Annotated in this window: 18 protein-coding genes and 2 pseudogenes; 9 read left to right on the top strand and 11 right to left on the bottom strand. The window is 61.3% G+C overall.

Features of this window, described 5'->3' with window-relative positions; all coding sequences use genetic code 11:
* Nucleotides 1–2: 2 nt before the first annotated feature.
* Genes U3654_RS19455 through U3654_RS19445 form a run of 3 tightly spaced genes read right to left on the bottom strand, consistent with a single transcriptional unit; the run spans nt 3 to nt 3,537 of the window.
* Nucleotides 3–1,289 (bottom strand): dihydrolipoamide acetyltransferase family protein, encoded by a 1,287-nt coding sequence (locus U3654_RS19455; protein ID WP_324753180.1) that lies wholly within the window; start codon nt 1,287–1,289, stop codon nt 3–5.
* A complete protein-coding gene (locus U3654_RS19450; protein WP_416384607.1) occupies nt 1,290–2,294 on the bottom strand; it encodes an alpha-ketoacid dehydrogenase subunit beta in 1,005 nt (334 codons plus the stop codon). It lies immediately after the preceding gene.
* A gap of 10 nt (nt 2,295–2,304) precedes the next feature.
* On the bottom strand, nt 2,305–3,537 hold the full coding sequence (locus tag U3654_RS19445) for a thiamine pyrophosphate-dependent enzyme (protein ID WP_324753178.1): 1,233 nt from the start codon (nt 3,535–3,537) through the stop codon (nt 2,305–2,307).
* Between the two features lie 245 nt (nt 3,538–3,782).
* On the opposite strand from U3654_RS19445, the pseudogene U3654_RS19440 reads away from it, so the two are divergent.
* Nucleotides 3,783–3,968, top strand: a pseudogene (locus U3654_RS19440) (ISKra4 family transposase); the annotation flags it as partial.
* A 63-nt stretch (nt 3,969–4,031) separates the two neighbouring features.
* Nucleotides 4,032–4,777: pseudogene (locus U3654_RS19435) on the top strand (IS3 family transposase); the annotation flags it as partial.
* Nucleotides 4,778–4,830: 53 nt separating this feature from the next.
* On the opposite strand, the gene U3654_RS19430 reads toward U3654_RS19435, so the two are convergent.
* Complete coding sequence (locus tag U3654_RS19430) at nt 4,831–5,049, bottom strand: helix-turn-helix transcriptional regulator (protein ID WP_324755335.1); 219 nt, start codon at nt 5,047–5,049, stop codon at nt 4,831–4,833.
* A gap of 128 nt (nt 5,050–5,177) precedes the next feature.
* Between U3654_RS19430 and U3654_RS19425 the strand changes: the two genes are divergently transcribed.
* The 5 genes from U3654_RS19425 (at nt 5,178) to U3654_RS19405 (ending at nt 10,056) form a co-directional block, all read left to right on the top strand.
* Nucleotides 5,178–5,360, top strand: coding sequence for a hypothetical protein (locus U3654_RS19425; RefSeq protein ID WP_324753177.1), 183 nt, complete (start codon nt 5,178–5,180; stop codon nt 5,358–5,360).
* 20 nt (nt 5,361–5,380) lie between these two features.
* Nucleotides 5,381–5,800, top strand: a complete 420-nt coding sequence (locus U3654_RS19420) for a hypothetical protein (RefSeq protein ID WP_324753176.1) — start codon at nt 5,381–5,383, stop codon at nt 5,798–5,800.
* Between the two features lie 112 nt (nt 5,801–5,912).
* Nucleotides 5,913–6,899: a GIY-YIG nuclease family protein gene (locus tag U3654_RS19415; protein ID WP_324753175.1), complete on the top strand. Its 987-nt coding sequence runs from the start codon at nt 5,913–5,915 to the stop codon at nt 6,897–6,899.
* A 130-nt stretch (nt 6,900–7,029) separates the two neighbouring features.
* Nucleotides 7,030–9,282: an AAA family ATPase gene (locus tag U3654_RS19410; RefSeq protein ID WP_324753174.1), complete on the top strand. Its 2,253-nt coding sequence runs from the start codon at nt 7,030–7,032 to the stop codon at nt 9,280–9,282.
* 342 nt (nt 9,283–9,624) lie between these two features.
* Nucleotides 9,625–10,056, top strand: a complete 432-nt coding sequence (locus U3654_RS19405; protein ID WP_324753173.1) for a hypothetical protein — start codon at nt 9,625–9,627, stop codon at nt 10,054–10,056.
* A 295-nt stretch (nt 10,057–10,351) separates the two neighbouring features.
* Here U3654_RS19405 and U3654_RS19400 read toward each other — a convergent pair whose 3' ends face one another.
* The 6 genes from U3654_RS19400 to U3654_RS19375 form a co-directional block, all read right to left on the bottom strand.
* Entirely contained in the window at nt 10,352–11,341 is a 990-nt protein-coding gene (locus U3654_RS19400) for a glutathione S-transferase family protein (RefSeq protein ID WP_324755334.1), read from the bottom strand.
* 10 nt (nt 11,342–11,351) lie between these two features.
* Nucleotides 11,352–12,215, bottom strand: coding sequence for a VOC family protein (locus tag U3654_RS19395; protein WP_324753172.1), 864 nt, complete (start codon nt 12,213–12,215; stop codon nt 11,352–11,354).
* 61 nt (nt 12,216–12,276) lie between these two features.
* Nucleotides 12,277–12,720, bottom strand: a complete 444-nt coding sequence (locus U3654_RS19390; protein ID WP_324753171.1) for a DoxX family protein — start codon at nt 12,718–12,720, stop codon at nt 12,277–12,279.
* Between the two features lie 116 nt (nt 12,721–12,836).
* Nucleotides 12,837–13,748, bottom strand: coding sequence for a LysR family transcriptional regulator (locus U3654_RS19385; protein WP_324753170.1), 912 nt, complete (start codon nt 13,746–13,748; stop codon nt 12,837–12,839).
* A gap of 360 nt (nt 13,749–14,108) precedes the next feature.
* Nucleotides 14,109–14,471 (bottom strand): nuclear transport factor 2 family protein, encoded by a 363-nt coding sequence (locus tag U3654_RS19380; protein ID WP_324753169.1) that lies wholly within the window; start codon nt 14,469–14,471, stop codon nt 14,109–14,111.
* 262 nt (nt 14,472–14,733) lie between these two features.
* Nucleotides 14,734–15,528 (bottom strand): methyltransferase domain-containing protein, encoded by a 795-nt coding sequence (locus U3654_RS19375; protein WP_324753168.1) that lies wholly within the window; start codon nt 15,526–15,528, stop codon nt 14,734–14,736.
* Nucleotides 15,529–15,601: 73 nt separating this feature from the next.
* Between U3654_RS19375 and U3654_RS19370 the strand changes: the two genes are divergently transcribed.
* Nucleotides 15,602–16,711 carry an AraC family transcriptional regulator gene (locus U3654_RS19370; protein ID WP_324753167.1) on the top strand — a complete coding sequence of 370 codons (1,110 nt, stop codon included), beginning with the start codon at nt 15,602–15,604 and terminating at the stop codon, nt 16,709–16,711.
* Nucleotides 16,712–17,055: 344 nt separating this feature from the next.
* The gene (locus tag U3654_RS19365; protein WP_324753166.1) at nt 17,056–17,688 is read left to right on the top strand and encodes a tyrosine-type recombinase/integrase; all 633 of its coding nucleotides are present in this window, start codon (nt 17,056–17,058) and stop codon (nt 17,686–17,688) included.
* Between the two features lie 274 nt (nt 17,689–17,962).
* Here U3654_RS19365 and U3654_RS19360 read toward each other — a convergent pair whose 3' ends face one another.
* Nucleotides 17,963–18,367, bottom strand: a complete 405-nt coding sequence (locus U3654_RS19360) for a hypothetical protein (protein WP_324753165.1) — start codon at nt 18,365–18,367, stop codon at nt 17,963–17,965.
* Nucleotides 18,368–18,496: the final 129 nt, after the last annotated feature.

The raw sequence follows: 18,496 nt of genomic DNA, 5'->3' as shown, positions 1-18,496 counted from the left end.
GATCAATCCTCCAGTAGCAGTAGGGCGGGCGCTTCGAGCAGTGACTTGAGTTTCTGGACAAAGATCGCCGCATCCCAACCGTCGATGACACGGTGGTCAAAGCTGCATGAGATGTTCATCTTCCTGCGTGGCACAAAATGCGCGCCGTCCCAATGCGGGCGCACTTCCATCTTGTTGATGCCGATGATCGCCACCTCCGGGTAGTTGATGATTGGTGTGGTGGCCAACGCACCAAGCGGCCCGAGCGAGGTGATGGTGATGGTCGATCCGCTCAACGCGTCCGTGTTGGTCTTTGCGTCGCGGGCGTCACCCGCCAGACGGCGCAGTTCGGTTGCGCTGTCCCACAGATTCATTGCCTCGGCATGGCGAATGACGGGGACGATCAGGCCACGGGGCGTCTGGGTTGCGATGCCGACATGCACGCCTTCGAACTTGCGGAGGATGTTGTCCTCGTCTTCGAAATGCGCGTTCATGATGGGCTGATCGGCCACAGCATCTACAATGGCGCGGATGACGAAAGGCAGCACGGTCAGCTTGCCCTGGGTTTCGGCGCGGGCCTTGTTGATTTGGCGGCGCAGGTCCTCCAGGTAGGTGACATCGACCTCCTCGACGATGGTGATGTGCGGGATGCGCGATTTCGACAACGCCATGCGCTCGGCAATCTTGCGGCGCAGCCCGATTACTCTCTCCTCGGTCTCCCCGGTCCGTTGTGTGCGTCTGGCAACACCAGCAGCAACCCGCCCCCCGGTCTGATGGTAATGGGTCAGGTCTTCGTGGGTGATCCGCCCGGCAGGACCGCTGCCCGTGATCCGGCGCAGATCGACGCCCAGATCGCGGGCGCGTTTGCGCACCGACGGCGTCGTCAGGGGGTTTTCGCCCTCGGCCCGCTGCTGCGTGGGCGCAGCGCCGGAAACCTCTGGCTTGGCTTTCGGTGCCGGTGCGGCGGGCCTTGCCTTGGCAACAGGGGCCGCAGATGGTGCCGCCGCAGCGGCAGGCGCGGACGAGGCCAGCTTTTTGACGGAGGCTTCGGCCGCCGTGTTGCCCGCGCCGTCAACTTCCAATCGGATCAGATCGGCACCGATAGACACGGTGTCACCCGCCTCGCCGCCCAGCCAGACGACCTTCCCCGACACCGACGACGGGATTTCGACCGCAGCTTTGTCAGTCAATATTTCGGTCAGAATATCGTCTTCCCTGACGATCTGTCCTATCGCGACCTTCCATACGCCCAGTTCTGCCTCTGCGATGCCTTCCCCGACATCGGGTAACTTGATGGTGTATAGTCCCACTTACGCCTCCATCAGTTTTTTCATGTTGCGACCCACCCGATCCGGCCCCGGAAAGTATGCCCATTCCTGTGCGTGCGGATAGGGCGTGTCCCATCCCGCGATGCGCAGCACGGGCGCTTCGAGGTGGTAGAAACATTCCGCCTGTATTTGCGCAGCAAGCTCTGCGCCAAAGCCGGATGTCAGCGTCGCTTCGTGCAGCACAATGCAGCGTCCGGTCTTCTGGACCGAGGCCATTACCGTTTCCACGTCAAGCGGGATCAGCGTACGCAAATCGATCACCTCCGCATCGATGCCCATTGCCTCTGCCGCCGCGATCGCCACGTGCATCATAGTGCCGTAGGTTACGACGGTCAGGCTCTGACCCTCGCGGGCAATTGCGGCCTTGCCCAGCGGAGTTTCATAATACTCGGGGTCGACCTCACCCAAAGGGTGCATTTTCCAGGGTTGTATGGGGCGGTCGTGATACCCCTCGAACGGACCGCTATAGAGCCGCTTGGGTTCAAGAAAAATCACGGGATCGGGGTCGGCGATTGCCGCCAGAAGCAGCCCCTTGGCATCCTGCGGGTTGGACGGAATAACGGTCTTGAGGCCCGCAACATGAGTAAACAGCGCCTCTGGGCTCTGGCTGTGGGTCTGCCCACCCCAGATGCCGCCGCCGGTGGGCATGCGTACCACCAAAGGACAGGTGAACTCGCCGCCCGAACGATAGCGCAGGCGCGCCGCCTCGGACACGATCTGGTCATAGGCCGGGTACATGTAATCGGCGAATTGCACCTCGACCACCGGTTTCAGCCCGTAGGCCGCCATGCCGACCGCGGCTCCCACGATCCCAAGCTCACTTATCGGCGCATCAAAGCAGCGCGAGGGGCCGTATTTCTCTTGAAGACCAGCGGTGCAGCGGAACACGCCGCCGAAATAGCCAACATCCTCACCAAACACGACGACATTCTCATCGCGTCCCATGGCAAGATCGTGGGCGTTCTGAATCGCAGCGACCATCGTCATCTTTGCCACTTCAATACCCCACTTCGTGACGTTGGCGCACCAGATGCGGCGGCATTTCCGCATAGACGTCTTCGAACATGTCGCGCGGCGACGGCGCGTGGCCCGAAATCAACGTGCCGATTGCTTCGGCCCGCTTCTGGTGCTCGATCACCATATCGGTAATCTCGGCTTCGGCCTGTTTGTGGCGCTCGTCCGACCAAAGGCCCCTGTTGATCAGGTATGTCTTGACCCGGTGGATAGGGTCACCCAGCGGCCAGGCTTCGCTTTCGGATTCCGGGCGATAGGCGCTTGGGTCATCCGATGTGGAGTGCCCCCCAACCCGGTAGGTGACATATTCGATCAGGGTCGGCCCCAGATTGCGCCGCGCGCGTTCGGTCGCCCATTTCGCGGCTGCGTGTACCGCCAGATAGTCATTGCCATCCACCCGCAGTGACGGGATGCCGAACCCGTGACCGCGTGCCGCAAAGGTATGCGAGCCACCGCGGGCAAGACCCTGAAAGGTTGAGATGGCCCATTGGTTGTTGACCACATTCAGTACCACCGGCGCCGTATAGGCAGATGCAAAAACCATTGCGGCGTGAAAGTCGCTTTCCGAGGTCGAGCCGTCGCCGATCCAGCCAGCCGCGATCTTGGTGTCGCCCTTGATCGCCGAGGCCATGCCCCAGCCGACAGCCTGAATGAATTGGGTGGCAAGATTGCCTGAGATCGTGAAGAATCCGTGGTCCTTTGACGAATACATCACCGGTAATTGGCGCCCATGCAGCGGATCGGCCTCGTTGGAGAACACCTGACACATCATGGTCTCTAACGGGTAATCCGACGCGATCAACAGCCCGGCCTGACGATAGGTTGGAAAGTTCATGTCGCCTTTCACCAAGGCGCGCTGAAACGCGCAGCTCACCGCCTCCTCACCCAGATGCTGCACGTAGAACGAAGTCTTGCCCTGTCGCTGCGCGGTCATCATCCGTCTGTCGAAGGTGCGAAGTGTCATCATGTCCCGCAGCCCGCGGACGATTTCTTCGTCGGTGAGGCTTCCGGCCCACTCGCCCACGGCATCTCCATCGTCGTTCAGCACGCGAATAATGGTAAAGGCCAGATCCCTTATATTGTCGGCATGCTCATCCACCTTCGGCCGCTGAACAGATCCAGCTGGCGGAACGTCGATTCCTGAAAAATCCGGGGTGTCGCCGGGTCTGCATTCAGGCTGTGGAACCCTTAGCGAAAGCGGTGGCATTTCAATCATGGCATCCTCGGAGTTGACTGGGTTTACGGGGCATTGATGGTGCCGCCTCCCCCGACGGCATTGATGTGCCAAGGTGGGTCTGCAATGATCCACAAAAGAGAGCGGTCATGTCGGATCTTATCACTGTCGGGCTCGATCTGGCGAAGAATCTGTTCCAGATGCATGGATCGGGAGTGGACAAAACATGGGCGTCCTCGTCGATGCTGTCGCCCATGCTAAGGTGAGTTCTTTGGAAGGGGGCTGCCATGGACGTCCGAATTACGGTTGAAACGACCTTCGACAATGGGGAGACGCGCACTCACGAGCTTGATGACATATCTCGACCGTACCGGATCACCTGCCCAGAGGGGTTCGGGCTGCGCCTCGAGGATGGGAAGAGGATCGTCGGGCAAATTCAGAAGGCCATCCTCAGCGATCAGGTCGACGAGATCTGGACCTGTCGCGGTTTGATGCCGCTCCTTTGATAGCATTTAGTGCAACAAAGGAGATGAACTATGGGACTGAAACGGACGGACGAATTCCGCAAAGATGCAGTGCGTATTGCACTGACCATCGGGCTGACGCGCAAGCAGGTGGCTGATGATCTTGGTGTCGGAATGTCAACGCTGAACAAGTGGATCACAGCACACCGGGACACGGATGTAGTGTCGCAAGAAGATTTGAGCCTTGCCCAAGAGAATGACCGGCTTCGACGCGAGAACCGCATTCTCAAGGAGGAGAGGGAGATCTTAAAAAAGCAACGCAGTTCTTCGCGGGCCAAAAGCTATGAGGTTTAGGTTCATCCACTGCCCGGCAGTGCATGTTTACATGCACGAGAGGGGAAGAACACCGTGACTCTTTCCAAACGGAACTCCTTTGTCGGATCATGGATGTCAGCCCGCGTGGCTTACGGGCTTTCCGCAGCCGTCCTGCCAGTCGCAGGCAGCGCATCGATCTGGTCACGCTCGCGCACATCAAAGAACAGTCGCGTCTAAGCCTGGGAAGTTATGGCCGTCCGCGCATGACCGAAGAGCTAAAAGAGATCGGCTTGAATGTCGGGCATCGGCGTGTGGGTCGTTTGATGCGCCAGAACGGCATATCCGTTGTGCGGACCCGCAAACACAAGGTCACGACGGATAGTGACCACAAGTTTAACATCGCACCGAACCTGCTGGATCGGAACTTCGCAGCTGATCAATCCAATCAAAAATGGGCCGGCGACATCAGCTATGTCTGGACGCGTGAGGGGTGGCAATATGTACGTCGTCAGGCTTTTTGGAACTATTGGCTGCCTAAACCAAGAGAGCGTCTAGCTCACGCAGGCTTGCCCTGCAGTGCCACGCCAGGGGCCTTCGCTATATCGCCTGTTGAGAGAAACTGAATGCCCTGCCCTTCAAGCGCTGAGCGCAGAGCGTCTGCAGAACGCATCTGCAGACCACCTTTGCCACTTTCAAACCGGCTGATGGTTGCGGGAGCTACATCTGCCAATTCAGCCAATTCTCGGACGCCTAAACGAACAGCGTTCCTCGCCATCCTCAGTTGCTCTGGTGTCAAAGTCATACCCCTGTGCTGAAAAGTTGTTACATGGCGTTGATTATATCGGCACCACGTGCTAAATACTTATCACAAGGTAACAACAACGCAAGATGGAGAGTTCAGACATGACCACAACTATCGATGACCGCAACGCAACCATGACTGCCGCATGGAACCGCGGCAGCCAGGCACGTGCCGCCCCCTCTGGCTTCAAGACCATCATGGGCCACGGGCTGAAGCCCACGCCCATCCGGGCGACTGAAGACCTTCGCGTCTTCACTCCCTCCATCATCGCCCGCCTGTTTTGAAGCTCAACGGCGCACTCGCCGTGGCGATCAAGGCAGAGCGCGATATCACCCATATCGACGTGTGGGATCCGGCAATCAATGCATGGCTGCGCGAGGCAGAGCGGGCCTGGCGCACCGTGATTGATATCCAGACGGCCTTGCGCGACGCTCCGGTTCTCCATGCGTCGGACGCGCCGCTTCTGGCAATGTTGGACAGGGCCGTTGCGCTGATGACCTCGGACACCACGCATGACTTCCTTGTGGCTCATGATCGTCTGCGCCTCGTCGCGTTTTTCCGGCGTTCAGCGGCGCCAGGCCGGATGCCTAACCATGTCAGCGCGATGCTGGATCAGTGCCATGTGCATCTCTCGGCCGTTGCCCAGCTGGACCTCTACCAGCCGGTCTGTGATCTTGACGATCTTTCCTTCGAACTGAGCGAGGCTTGGCCCGAGGCCTGCTGACCCCCCATCACCTGTAAACCTGACCGCCGCGCGTCTGCGCGGTGCTCTCCAGCATTTTGCCGCCCCGCCCGGGCGCGGCCTCTCTCAACCTGTCTGCAAAGGATGTCCTCTCATGACCAACAATAACACAAAGCCGTTGCACCTCCCCCGCCGCTCCCGTGACGTCGACGAGAGCGAATGGACGGAACAGAAGCGCCGCATCCCGGCAGCGTGGCACACTATCGCTGAGCGCAAGGGATACCGGATCGACCGCCGTGTCCGCGACAAGGACCATGTCGCGCTCGAGTGCCACAGCTGCGGTGCGCACACCGCGCATAAGGTCTTCACGCTGCGCAGCGCCCGGCCGGCCTGCGGCGGATGCCGCGAGGCGCAGATGCGCGGCAACGCCGCCAAGGCCGGGTTTATCCTTGTCGCGCGGGACGAGGAGGATCGCCACTACGCCACCTACCGGCTGCCCTGCGGTCACGAGGCGCGGTTGCAGTTGGGTCGGCTCCAGTTGTTGGCGACGGAGGGGCCTGCACCGGATCACGATGGGTTTCACTGCGAGACGTGCCATCAGGAAAGGCTGCAGCAGACCGCCGCGAAATGGGGCTGGCGCGTGGTCGGCCCGGATCTCGACGGTAGCGCCAATTACCGGCAGCTCGCGCATGAGGCCTGCGGTTTTGACCAGCGGGTCGCCATCGCCAATCTGGAAACCGGGCGGTTTGGCTGCGGCGGCTGCGGTGAGTCGTGGATGACAGCCGAGAGCTGGGTCTACCTGATGCGCTTCGGCGTGCCGGGGCTGGGCGGGTTCATCAAGCTCGGCTACAGCCGCAATCCGCAGAGCCGCCTGCGCTACCAGCTGAGGCTGCGCAGCGATGTCGAGGCCGAGCTGATCGACGAGGTGCCGATGCCGAGCGGGCATGTGGCGCTGCGGCTTGAGAAGGCCCTGCATCGCCAGTTGAAGGCGGACCACGCGGACAAGGTGATCCCCCGTGCCGAGCTGACGGGCTGGATCAACGTGACGTCGGAGATCTACGCGGCAGAGGCCGAACCCGTCATCCGGCGCATGCTTGACGCGATCGAGCGCCCGCGCTGGCCGCGGCGTGCCGAGCCGTGAGCACGGCTGTCTCGACTGACACCGCCCGTCTGTTCGGGATCACTCCTCGACTCTGACCACATGCAAATCCCACTCCTCCCGCGCCGTGTCCGGCGCGGGTCGCCTCTCTACACCTCAAAAGGAGACAGCCATGAGCTACAAACCTCCCGCCTGGGCCCCTCTGGCCGCCACCGCTCTTATCCGCTTGCGTGCCGACCATGCCGAACTCGCGGCAAACCGGCCTGGCGACGGACGGCGTCCGTGGCAGCCCGAGGAACTTCCCGAGCGCAAGATGTCCGACCGCAACTCCGAGCCGCTCGGTTGGCCTCGCCCCGCACCGGCGGCACCGCAGATCCCGCCCGAGGAGCAGGACGCCAGGCCCGCGGCGATCCATGTGCCAACCGGTAACCTGTCGCTGATGCTGCGGCTTTGTGCGACGATCGGCAGTGAGAAACGCATCAAGGCCATGCTGGAACCCGGGGCGGTGACCGTCCTTGAGATCGGACCCGACAAAGGCGGCATGTCGCCCGCCGATGTGCGCAGGATGCTCGAGTCGGCAATTCTGCCGGACGAGGCGGTGGTCTGGCCCGCCACTCTGCTGAAAGATGCGGACCCGACAGTCGATGGCACCCCGGATCTCTGCGTTGTCGAGATCGCCGTTGAGGACCGCGACAAGCTGCGCATCAAGGGCGCCGCGCTGCATGACGTGGTGAGGGCGCTGGATGCGCCATACCCGGTCTTGATCCTCGCCGAGACCCTGGCGCCATTGCCGCAGGATCTGCGGCGCGCGCTGCCCGAACCGCTGCGCCTTGCGCCGCTGTCGCGCGATATCCTGATGGTGATGATCGCCGCCATCCGCAGCGTCAGCGGCAAGATCGATCCGGCACTTCATGCCGCCCTTCCCGAGGAGCGCGCCCTGGCGCGCCTGTCGGATGCCGCCGTGTCGCTGGCGCTTCGCGGTACGACCCCGGGCGGCGTCGTCGCGCGGCTCTCGGAAATCACCCGGCCGAGCGCGGAGCTCGGTTTGAGCCTCGACGATATCGAAGGCTATGGCGACGCCGAGGCGGCGGCACGCCATATGGTGGCGGATCTGCAGGGCTGGGCGGCGGGGCGCATCGCCTGGGCCGACGTGCAGCGCTCGGTGCTGCTCTACGGTCCGCCCGGCACCGGAAGATCGCATCTGGCGCGCGCCATGGCCGGAAGTGCAGGCGTCGCTCTGGTACGTGGCAGCTTCGCGGCGTGGCAATCCAAAGGCCATCTCGGGGATATGCTGCGCGCCATGCGCACCAGCTTTGCCGAGGCGGCCGCCGCGCACCCCGCGATTCTGGTGATCGACGAGATCGATGCCGTCGGGGATCGGGCGAGCAACGACACGCATGGCGCCGGCTACCGGCAGCAGGTCGTCAACGGCTTCCTGGAAGAGCTTGATGCCTTGCGACATCTGGAAGGCGTGCTGTTGGTCGGCACCTGTAACTATCCCGATAAGATCGACGCCGCGGTACTCAGGCCGGGCCGCATCGATGTCAAAGTGCAGGTGCCGCTGCCGGGCGCGCCCGCGCTGGCGCGAATGCTGAAGGACGGGCTGGGTCCGGATATTCCAACCAAGGAGATGGCGCGCCTGACCCGCGCCGCCACCGGCCGGAGCGCGGCGGATGTCGACGGTGCGCTGCGCCAGGCGCGCAGTGCCGCGCGCCATGACGGCCGCGCACTCGCAGCGCGCGACGTGCTGACCGCGCTCAGCCCGGAGGCCGAGGAGCATCATCCCGCCCGCGAGCGCCGCATCGCGCTGCACGAATGCGGCCATGCCATCGTCGGCACCTGTCTCGGTCTCGGCCAGATCAAGCGCGTGGTCATCACGCAGCAGGGTGGCCAGGCCTGGATGGCCTATGCCACCGGCCAACTGATGCTCGACGATATCGAGGCCGAGCTCACCTACGCGCTCGCGGGCCGCGCCGCCGAGTGCCTGGTCCTCGGCGCGGCGGCCGCCGGCGCGGGCGGCAATGCGATGTCGGATCTCGCGCACGCGACGCAGGTCGCCACCGGTATCGACACGCGCATAGGGCTGGGTGCCGAGGGTCCGGTCTGGCTCGATATCTCCTCTGCGGCCTACCTGCGCGATCCCGAAAACGCCGCCCGCATCAGCGCCCGGCTCGAGGCCGCCGAGACCCGCGCGATGCGGCTCCTTGAAGCGCGCAGAGGGCTCCTGATCGAGATGGCAGCAGACCTCGTCGCGGTCGGGCTCCTGGAAGGAGCGCGGCTGGAGGAATGGCTCGCGCAGGCATCTGGTGCATCGGCGCATGACATCGGGAGCCAGGATAACAACCGGGCGCTCGCCCCTCCGGATGAGGCCGGGAGCCCCGGCGCGACGCACGCGACAATCGCTCAAGGCCAAGGGGTCTCCTGACACGCGAAGCGCTCCCTGAAGGAGCTTGGCGGATACCGGCTAAACGGCTTGTTGTTGATCACGCCGGCTCTGCTTTTCCCCTCCTACCGCCCCTTCGTGACGCCGAGAAGCTGCCTCAGCAGCGCCGAGAAGTCTCCAATCCCGGGCCAAGAAGCCACTCGTCAGGGGTGGCGCCGCAGGTGTGGGCAGGAAGGGGTGCTTGCGCGTCCCGGGGGGACAGCCTGCCGTCCCCATACCCTGCTAGCTAGAGAAATTTGACCGTCGCCAAAATTGCCTTGTCGAATATAAATCAGAGACTCATATGAAAGTCAGTATGATACTCTGTGAGGATAGATGCGCGACATGACCGTTACAAAGAAAACCTTGGATGATATCCGGAAAGAACTCAAAAGGTCCGGAACAGAAGATCGGGAATTTACCTCTAAAGAGATCGTATTGGAACTTGCGCCGGTCATCCATGAGCAGATGCTCGCGGGCGCCAAGCTGATGAACCTCTACGCGATAGTGAAGGCCAAGCTGCCTCCCGAGGCAAGACTTTCGGAAGCGACATTCAAGAAATACTGGCGGGATGCACGAGAAGAACTCGGGCTTGCGCCGATCAAAGCGAGCGGCCGGAAAGGCCCACGCCGACCCGCTGCCGATGGCCCGGAAAAAAATCTCGAAGCATTGCTCAAGACCATCGCCGACGACACCTCGTCCGATGGTGACGTCGACCCGGATGTCTTCTGGCCTGATGAGCCCGATGATCCGCGGATAACTCTTCCTCCATCGTGAGGCAAGAAGGCCATGATGGGTTTCACAGCTCACCGCAACAATCCTCCGGCAAGCCAATCTAGCCGTCGCGCTCATCGACGGGGCGCAACGCCTTCCGGATTGCACCATTGCTGCGACGGCGCAGCCGTACCCATTCAGTGCGAGGCGATCCGCGCACACGCCCCATTGCGGTCATCGACCGTGGCAAACCACTGCCGCGCTGCGGCCCATCGTTGCAGACTTTCGCTGCGACAGCGAAATCAGGCAGCAATCGAATTCTGGTATTGCGCGACGAAGCCTCCGTTGCCGATGTCTCCTATCGACGGTCTTCAGCGGATAAATTTCGATCCGCGTGCAGATGGGGCAGTTCCGGGCCTACCGGCACGATGCCCGACGGGTTCAAAGCCTTGATCGAGTAATAGCCGCGCTTGATATGGTCGATACTGACCGTCTCGGAGACGCCGGGAATGGCCAGAATACGGGCCTGATAGGCGCTGAGGCCGGGGTAATCGGCGATGCGTTTGCGGTTGGTCTTGAATAGGCCGTGATAGGCCACATCGAAGCGGACCAGCGTCACGAAAAGCCGGATATCGGCCTCGGTGAAACGGTCGCCCAGCAGAAAGTCACGCCCGTCGCCAAGCTGCGATTCCAGCGCCTCCAGCATGTCGAAGACCTCCGCGCACGCCTCCTCATAGGCGATCTGCGTGGTCGCGAAGCCTGCCTGATAGACGCCGTTGTTCAACGCCGGATAGATGCGGGCATTCAGCGCGTCGATTTCCACGGCAAGGTGAGCGGGATAGAAATCGACCGATGGGTCGGCCAGATCGCCGAGGCCCGAGTTCAGCATGCGCAGGATGTCGGCGGATTCGTTGTTGACGATGGTGCCCCGCTGCTTGTCCCACAAGACCGGCACGGTTGCCCTGCCGCTGAACACGGGGTCGGCGCGTGGATAGATCTCGTGCATGTAGGTGGCACCGTTCAGTTCATCCCGGTCCGCGCCGGGATAGTCGCCGAAGCGCCAGCCTTGTTCGGTGAGCGCGGGCTCGACCACCGAGACCGAGATCACGTCTTCGAGCTTCTTGAGTTTGCGCCCGATCAGGGTGCGCGACGCCCAGGGGCAGGTCAGCGCGACGTAGAGGTGATAGCGTCCGGCTTCAGCCTTGAAACCGCCTTCACCGGTCGGACCTGCGCTGCCATCTGGCGTGACCCAGTTCCGGAAGCTCGAGGTCTGGCGGACAAAGCCGCCCTTTTCGTCCTTGGCCTGAACCGGCTGCCAGTCGGTCGTCCATTTTCCATTTACAAGCACGGTCGTCTCCTCAAGCATTCAGTGTGATTGCAGTGCCCCAGGGGTCGTGCAGGGTGATGCCGTTGATGTCTCTGGTGATTGCAACGCCAGCCCGTTCAGCACGCCTCGCGATCTGCGCCAGATTTTCGGAGGCGCCCAGGATGATCTCGACCGCTTCAAGGCCTGCCATGCCGTCGGGGCGCGGTCCGGCGCGGCGGCTGTTCCAGATGTTGCCCGCAAGCTGGTGGTGATAGCCGCCGCTGCCATAGAAGCTGGCGCCGGGATAGGTCGCGGTGATGGCGAAGCCGAGAACGTCACGATAGAACCGGTCCGCGGCCTTGGTATCGCCCACCTGCAAATGCACATGACCGATACTGCCATCCTCCGGGAAACCCGACCACTGCGTGTCGCCAGCCGCGCGCAGCAGGGCCTGCAAGTCGAGCGGATCGGTGGCCATCCGGATCTCGCCGTCCGCGCCGCGCCAATCGGCAACCGGGTGGTCGACATAGACCTCGATGCCGTTGCCCTCGGGGTCGGCGAGGTAGATCGCCTCGCTGACGATGTGGTCGGACGCGCCTTGCAGCGGCACGTTGGTCGCCATCGCATGGGCAAGCCAGCGGGCGAGATCGCCTCGCATGGGCATCAGGAAGGCGGTGTGAAACAGACCGGCCTGACGTGGGTCATGGCGCGCAAGCGCAGGATCACCCAGCAATTCAAGAAGCACCGTCGCACGCGTTCCAAGGGTAACCCGACGGTCGTCGGACTGGATCACATTGAGGCCGAGAACAGACTGATAAAAGGCGGAGACCGCGTTGAGGTCGCGCACCTTCAGACGCACCTGGCCGATCCGCATCGGCGCAGTCTTGATGTCAAAATACACGGCTACAGGTGTCATGGCGAAACTCCTTGGCATGGGCGCGACCGCGGGACGAGGCCCCGCGGTGCGATCTGACAGGTCAGGTGTCGGCGCGCTTCAGGGCATAGGCGCCGTCACCAAGAAGGGCCTGCACGACAAGGGCCACCGCCCAGAATGCCGGGAATTCCCAGCCGCCGCCTTCGTTCGAAAAGAAGAAGCCCGCAGCACCGTGGGGCACATAGATCGAGCCCAGCAGGATCGGCACCAGCGCCAGCGACACCCAGCGGCTGTAGACGCCGAGGATCAGGGCGATGCCGCCCATCAGTTCCGCCGCGATGACGAGATAGGCCAGCGGTCCGGGCAGGCCGAGGCTGGCAAAATAGCCTGCCGTTCCGGCCGGGGTGAAGACAAAAAGCTTCAGTCCGGCATGCGCGAGAAACAGCACACCCATCGCGACGCGCAGCAGCGTCGCCGCAAGATCGGCATTGGTGACACGGACATCAAGTTCGGTCCGGCTGGTGGTCTGAAGGGTTGCGTCGGTCATGGTCATTCTCCTTGTGGGGGACGCAGGCTTGCGTCTTCGCGAACAACATGGCGCAAATCGGCACTGGCGATAATCCAGCCAATGGGAAGATGATTACTTCTATTACGGAAGCAATCTTACCAGCCAGCTTCCCATCCGGGCCGTCCCCGGTAGCGCTCGGCCAGCATGTCGACGAGCAGCCGCACCTTTGTCGAGAGGTGTCGGGAAGGGGGATAGAGGACATGAACGTCATAAGGCTCCGGTTCGAAGGCCTGCAAAACCGGCGTGATCCGACCAGCACGGATCGCCTCGCCCGCCACGAAGCCGGGGACGCAGGCCAGGCCCAGCCCCGCCTCGGCGGCCACAAGACAGGCCTCGGCATTGGAAAACCGGAAACGGCCTTGAACGCGCGCGCCCCCCGCCTGGCCGGTTGCAGACCGGAAGGGCCATTTGCCAAGTTCGGCGAAGTTGGTGTCGATGATGCAGCTGTGGTGCCCCAGGTCTTCGGGGGCCTCCGGTGTGCCGTGCCGCTCCAGATACCCCGGCGCTGCGACAACCACGAGGCGGACGGCGCAGAGTTTGCGCATGACAAGGCTGGAATCCCCTGGCCGTCCGACCCGAACTGCCATGTCAAAGCCCTCGTCCACCACATGCGCGACCCGATCGGAAAAGCTCACATCAAGCTCGATATCGGGATACAGGGCAGCAAACTCGGTCAGCGCCGGCGCAAGTTCCACGATCCCGAAGGTAAGCGGCGCGGTGATGCGCAGTCGTCCGCGCGGCGATTGCGCGATATTGCGAATGTCGAGATCGAGCGCCTCAAGCTCATCAATCAAGGGCCGCAGCCGCTCGTAATAGGCCCTCCCTGCCTCGGTGGGCGAAACCGAGCGCGTCGTGCGCTTCAACAGCTGCACGCCAAGATCGCTCTCCAGCCGCGATACCAGCTTGGAAGCCTGGCCCGAACTGGTCTTCAACTGATCGGCGGCCCCGACAAAGCTGCTCGTCTCGATGACGGCAATGAACATCCGATCACACTCAAGCCGGTCCATTTTTCCTCCGGTGGGGTCTTCAATGAGCGCGGACGCTCGGTTTCGACGGCACTATCCTGTGCCAATGTAGCGTTCGACTGAAGATCGTCATAGAAGGAGATTATCGCCCGCACGCAGGATGTCACGAACCGGCCATAGCTGCCATTGACCCGGAATGCCGCCGCTGCAGCGCAGCGTCACCAAACCGGCCATTCATGCATCGTGCAGCATTTGAGTTGGCGAGTGACGGCAGAGCGGGACTTTGCTGCCGTTGGCATTTCGCGAGCGAACGGCAGCTTATGTGATGCTTCCTGCGAGGAATGGTCAGCCGCGTGCGGCTAAAACACTTCGAGCCCAAAGCGGGCTCTCTCTGTCTCTGCATTATCCGAGTCCGTCAAATGCTTTGAACACAATCTGCCAGCGTCCATTGTCCTTGAGCATCGTGAGGCTATCGCGGAATCTCCGGCTGCCCCATTTGTCGTTAACAACCGCAACTGCCGTCGTTCCCGAGACGACTAGCGTCTCGATCTCCCAATTCGGAACTGGACCGTCCGGATCAGGCGCTACTCTCTCGCAAAAATCAGCAAACTCCTCGGCGCTATCCCACTGAAGTTTGCCATCAACGAATCCTGACGAGACAAATCTCGGGTGGAATGCATCCAGCAGTAGTTTTTTGCTTCCTCGGTTGAAGCCGGTCACATACATCTCCACGACTGCGCGGATTTCTTGCTCTTCATCGTCCATCTTCCACCTCCGACAGATCGTCTTGAGCCCTGCCATGGACTCATCTCTGAACCGGCCATCCAAACGCCCGATTGGAGAAGCGCCCGTTCAGATGGGCGATCGGTATGGCGCGTCCGACCCTTCATCGCCCTACGCTTGAAAGGGCTCGACGGCAAATCCTGGTTTCTTTGCCGACCTTCCCGACAAGCGACATACAGATGTGGAGTGGCCCGACCTCCAACCTGTCATGAAGAATGCCGTCCCATTCCATCCTGGACCTCGACTAGGATTCCCGTGCCTTAATAATGAGCGATGGCATGTCGAATTCGATCGTTCCTCCGCGGACGGTGAAGGGCTTGAGCACGGTCTCCGCCTCGTCGAGGAGCCGCTCGAACTGTTCGTCGGTCAGCACGCCCCCGAGCGTCCAAACGCAGGCGCGTTCCGTTGACACCAGCGCATCGATCGATTTGAAGCGAACCTTTCCGTTGCGCCGGACGACCTCCGCATCCGCGAGACCTGCTTCCCTGGAGATTTCGCGCAACCTTCCGGCATCGCCGAGGCTGAAGGGTGCGCGGAAAGCATCCCCCACCTTCTTGCCGAACAGCCGGTCGAGCAACAGCGCGAAGGCGCTGTAGCCTGACGAGTTCTCGACCGCATCGCATACCGCAACCGCCAGGCGGCCATTCGGTTTCAGGACCCGCATCATCTCGGATAGTGCCTTCGGTTTGTCCTCGAAGAACATGAATCCGAACTGGCTGACGACGGCGTCGAAACTGTTGTCCGGAAAAGGCAGAGCCTCGGCCGTTCCCTCCAGCCACTCGATCTGCACCGGCTTGCGGCGCGCGACCGCCAGCATTTCCGGATTGATATCAAGCCCGACCACCGACCCCGATGGACCAGCGATCTCGGCGGCGGCGAGCGTCAGTGCCCCCGTCCCGCAGGCCACGTCAAGAACACGGTCGCCCTTCTGCACCCCGGCTTCCGCACAAACGACCGGCCCCCATTGCGCAAAAAGGGCTGGCACGAACTGCGCATCATAGACCTCCGCCGGTTGGCGCGCTTCTTCTCGAACATTCATTGTCTTCCTCCTTGCGCCGGAGCGCCGAGGCACAACGGCTGGTTTTGTGACTCCACTCAGGCTATCTTGCGCCATGGCACAAACCCATGACCGGAAGTCTCTGTCGCTTGCCGGATCGTCCATGATGCGGCTCCAGCCGCGCCCCGTAGCTGGGCAAGGTATGGCTGCGCAGCCGGTGCTCTGCCAGGACTCTGCAACCGATCCCCTGTCGGACGTCCTGCGGATGGTCAAGCTTACCGGCGCGGTGTTCCACCTCGTGGACGCTTCCTTCCCCTGGGGCGTGGATATCCCGCGGGCGCGTGACTATGCCTCTATCATCCTGCCGCGTGCTCAGCATGTGATCTCCTACCATATCATCCTGAAGGGCTCGGGTTGGGTGGAAATCCCGGATGTCGCATCGACATGGTTCGAGGCCGGCGACATCCTGGTTCTTGCGCATGGCGACCAGTATTCTCTGCTCAGCACGCCGGGGCAGGCGCCCGAATACGACCGGAAGGCGACCATCGCTTTCTTCCGCGAGTGGATGGCGGGCAAGCTTCCCTTCGTCACCCGCGAAGGTGGCGGCGGCGGCGGTGGCGCTGAATACATGTGTGGGTTCCTTGGCTGCGACATGCGCCCCTTCAATCCGGTGCTCTCCGCGCTTCCGCGCCTGTTGCGCGTCGGGTGGTCCAGAAACGATCAGCAAGACCTGCTGGGCCGCCTGATCGACCTGACGCTCACCGACGCACGCCTTCCGCGCCTGGGTGACGAATCCATCCGCCTGAGGCTGAGTGAGTTGATCTTTGTCGAGGTGATCCGCCTGTGCCTGGAATCCCTGCCCGTGCATGAGATGGGCTGGCTGTCAGGCCTGCGGGATCCGGCGATCGGCAGAGTTCTGACCATACTCCATGAAAGTCCCGCACATCCCTGGACTCTCAACCTGCTGGCCGAACAGGCCGGCATGTCGCGTGCGGCGATGACGGCGCGGTTTACCCACCTGATCGGTTACCCTCCCATGCAATACCTGGCGCTCTGGCGCATGCAGATTGCCGCGCGCCTTCTTGCCGACAGCACAATGAAAGTGGCGGCTGTAGGACAGGAGATCGGTTATCGATCAGAATCGGCTTTCAGCCGGGCGTTCAAGAAAATTGTCGGAGTATCTCCTGCCGGATGGCGCAGCAGAACCACTGATTTCAGCGGCTGATCGCGAGTCTCCCTCATTGTTTCCTGAATGCTTGGAAACAGGCCTGTTGCGTCGTTACTTCGTCGGTGCGCAATGACGTTGGTTCGCACTCCGGCGCCACTGCCGATACTCGGCGGCAACTGTCGCTTTGGGCTGCCAACCGAGTTTAGCTGCACCTCAGACGGACGGAAGCATTGGCTCCGGAGGTCGGCTCTAAACGCTTTGTTGCCGTTCAGCCATCGTGCAGCATCGGTCAAATTGGGCTCGAAGCTGACCTCTGAGGCAGCGCATCAGTCCCGTGATATAGTGCATTGTCAACGTCGGGTTGTCGTTATGGGAGGGTATGGCGGACCGGAGGATCAGTGATGAAAATACCAAACTTACCGGCCATTCGCGCGCTTCGCCCCGCTTGGAACAAGGGCCGCATCGTGGGACAGAAGCGACCGCTTAAGCCAAAACATGTCTGGGCGATCAGGGTTTGGCTTGAGCTGGCCGAGAACCATCGAGAGCTGGCCCTCTTCAATCTGGCCATCGACAGCAAGCTGCGTGGCTGCGATCTGGTCAAGATGAAGGTCGTCGATGTCATGGCGTCCGGCCAGATCAAGGAACGCGCGTCGGTTCTGCAAAGCAAGACCCAGACTCCTGTCCAGTTTGAAGTCTCCGAAGGCACTCGGGCCTCTCTTAACCGATGGATGCAAGACCCGCTGATGGTCGGATCTGAATACCTTTGGCCTGGCCGGTTTCACAAAAGGCTCCACATCTCGAGCCGCCAGTATGCGCGAATTGTCCGGGAATGGGTTACCTCGATCGGCTTGGAAGGAAGCGCCTACGGCACACATTCGATGCGGAGGACCAAGGTCACGCAGATTTACAAGAAGACGGGCAACCTGCGTGCGGTCCAGCTCCTTTTGGGACACACGAAGATGGACAGCATGGTCAGATACCTTGGCGTCGAGCTTGAGGACGCCCTTGCTATCGCTGAGGCCATAGAAATCTGAAAGCACGGGCCGTCTTCACAGACGGCCCACTGCAGACCTTCAACCACCCCCGGCGATTCTGCGGCGCGGCCCGTCGAACCGGACTTTCGCTGCAATCGCAAAATCAGTTGATGGCCAAACTCACACTATGCGGGACTCTCTTGACCTTGAACGCGAACCATCCGTTCACGTAATTACTTATTACAGCGTGAGCACAAGGACTGCGGCAACAGCCGCAACTATCATGTTCAAAACTGGCCAGATAAAAAAGAAATCAATTTTTGACGAGATTCTGTTAACCAACCCGAAGCGACTGGCCCTTATTGTAGAGACTTTGAATGTTTTTTTTGAACTCACCCTCAAAACCAGCGTCTTTTACCGCCTGTTGATAAAAGAAACCGGCAGCATTATTGTAATATAAATGGGCCGTGCCAACCTTTTGGTTAATAAGGGCAAATGAAATACCTAAAATAAGAATTGAGCCTGCAACCACCCATGGATTCAGTGTTTCGGAAAAGCGGAAAAACAGTCCTACCAAGAGGGTTGCAACCGTTATGTTGCTGACAACAAAACTTAGCCTAATCGCGCTATAATGTATTGCAGCGCGTTGAGCATGGTCTGCCAGCTTCACACAAGCATCAGTTCGAGAATTCAAACGCCTCTTAAGTTTGCGTTCTTCTTCGCTGCTTTCCACGGACATAGCTGACCTCATCTTTCGTAGACAGTAGTCGAAATACGCGATGAATCCAAAGTGGTGTTTTTGGGCTCTAAGCCGACATGCGGCGATGCGGCACGCCCTTCCATCGTTGGTGCGGCAACCTCGTTACTC

This window comes from Roseovarius sp. Pro17 (assembly GCF_035599575.1).
Classification (GTDB): Bacteria; Pseudomonadota; Alphaproteobacteria; order Rhodobacterales; family Rhodobacteraceae; genus Roseovarius.
The sequence above is the reverse complement of the archived record's forward strand: the minus strand, read 5'-3'. Positions and strand labels throughout refer to the sequence as shown.

Bases quoted from the DNA above. Each gene is read 5' to 3' on its own strand.
- U3654_RS19450 (WP_416384607.1), bottom strand. From the start codon at position 2,294: ATGACGATGGTCGCTGCGATTCAGAACGCCCACGATCTTGCCATGGGA.
- U3654_RS19445 (WP_324753178.1), bottom strand. From the start codon at position 3,537: ATGATTGAAATGCCACCGCTTTCGCTAAGGGTTCCACAGCCTGAATGC.
- U3654_RS19430 (WP_324755335.1), bottom strand. From the start codon at position 5,049: ATGGCGAGGAACGCTGTTCGTTTAGGCGTCCGAGAATTGGCTGAATTG.
- U3654_RS19425 (WP_324753177.1), top strand. From the start codon at position 5,178: ATGACCACAACTATCGATGACCGCAACGCAACCATGACTGCCGCATGG.
- U3654_RS19415 (WP_324753175.1), top strand. From the start codon at position 5,913: ATGACCAACAATAACACAAAGCCGTTGCACCTCCCCCGCCGCTCCCGT.
- U3654_RS19410 (WP_324753174.1), top strand. From the start codon at position 7,030: ATGAGCTACAAACCTCCCGCCTGGGCCCCTCTGGCCGCCACCGCTCTT.
- U3654_RS19405 (WP_324753173.1), top strand. From the start codon at position 9,625: ATGACCGTTACAAAGAAAACCTTGGATGATATCCGGAAAGAACTCAAA.
- U3654_RS19395 (WP_324753172.1), bottom strand. From the start codon at position 12,215: ATGACACCTGTAGCCGTGTATTTTGACATCAAGACTGCGCCGATGCGG.
- U3654_RS19390 (WP_324753171.1), bottom strand. From the start codon at position 12,720: ATGACCGACGCAACCCTTCAGACCACCAGCCGGACCGAACTTGATGTC.
- U3654_RS19385 (WP_324753170.1), bottom strand. From the start codon at position 13,748: ATGGACCGGCTTGAGTGTGATCGGATGTTCATTGCCGTCATCGAGACG.
- U3654_RS19380 (WP_324753169.1), bottom strand. From the start codon at position 14,471: ATGGACGATGAAGAGCAAGAAATCCGCGCAGTCGTGGAGATGTATGTG.
- U3654_RS19375 (WP_324753168.1), bottom strand. From the start codon at position 15,528: ATGAATGTTCGAGAAGAAGCGCGCCAACCGGCGGAGGTCTATGATGCG.
- U3654_RS19370 (WP_324753167.1), top strand. From the start codon at position 15,602: ATGGCACAAACCCATGACCGGAAGTCTCTGTCGCTTGCCGGATCGTCC.
- U3654_RS19365 (WP_324753166.1), top strand. From the start codon at position 17,056: ATGAAAATACCAAACTTACCGGCCATTCGCGCGCTTCGCCCCGCTTGG.
- U3654_RS19360 (WP_324753165.1), bottom strand. From the start codon at position 18,367: ATGTCCGTGGAAAGCAGCGAAGAAGAACGCAAACTTAAGAGGCGTTTG.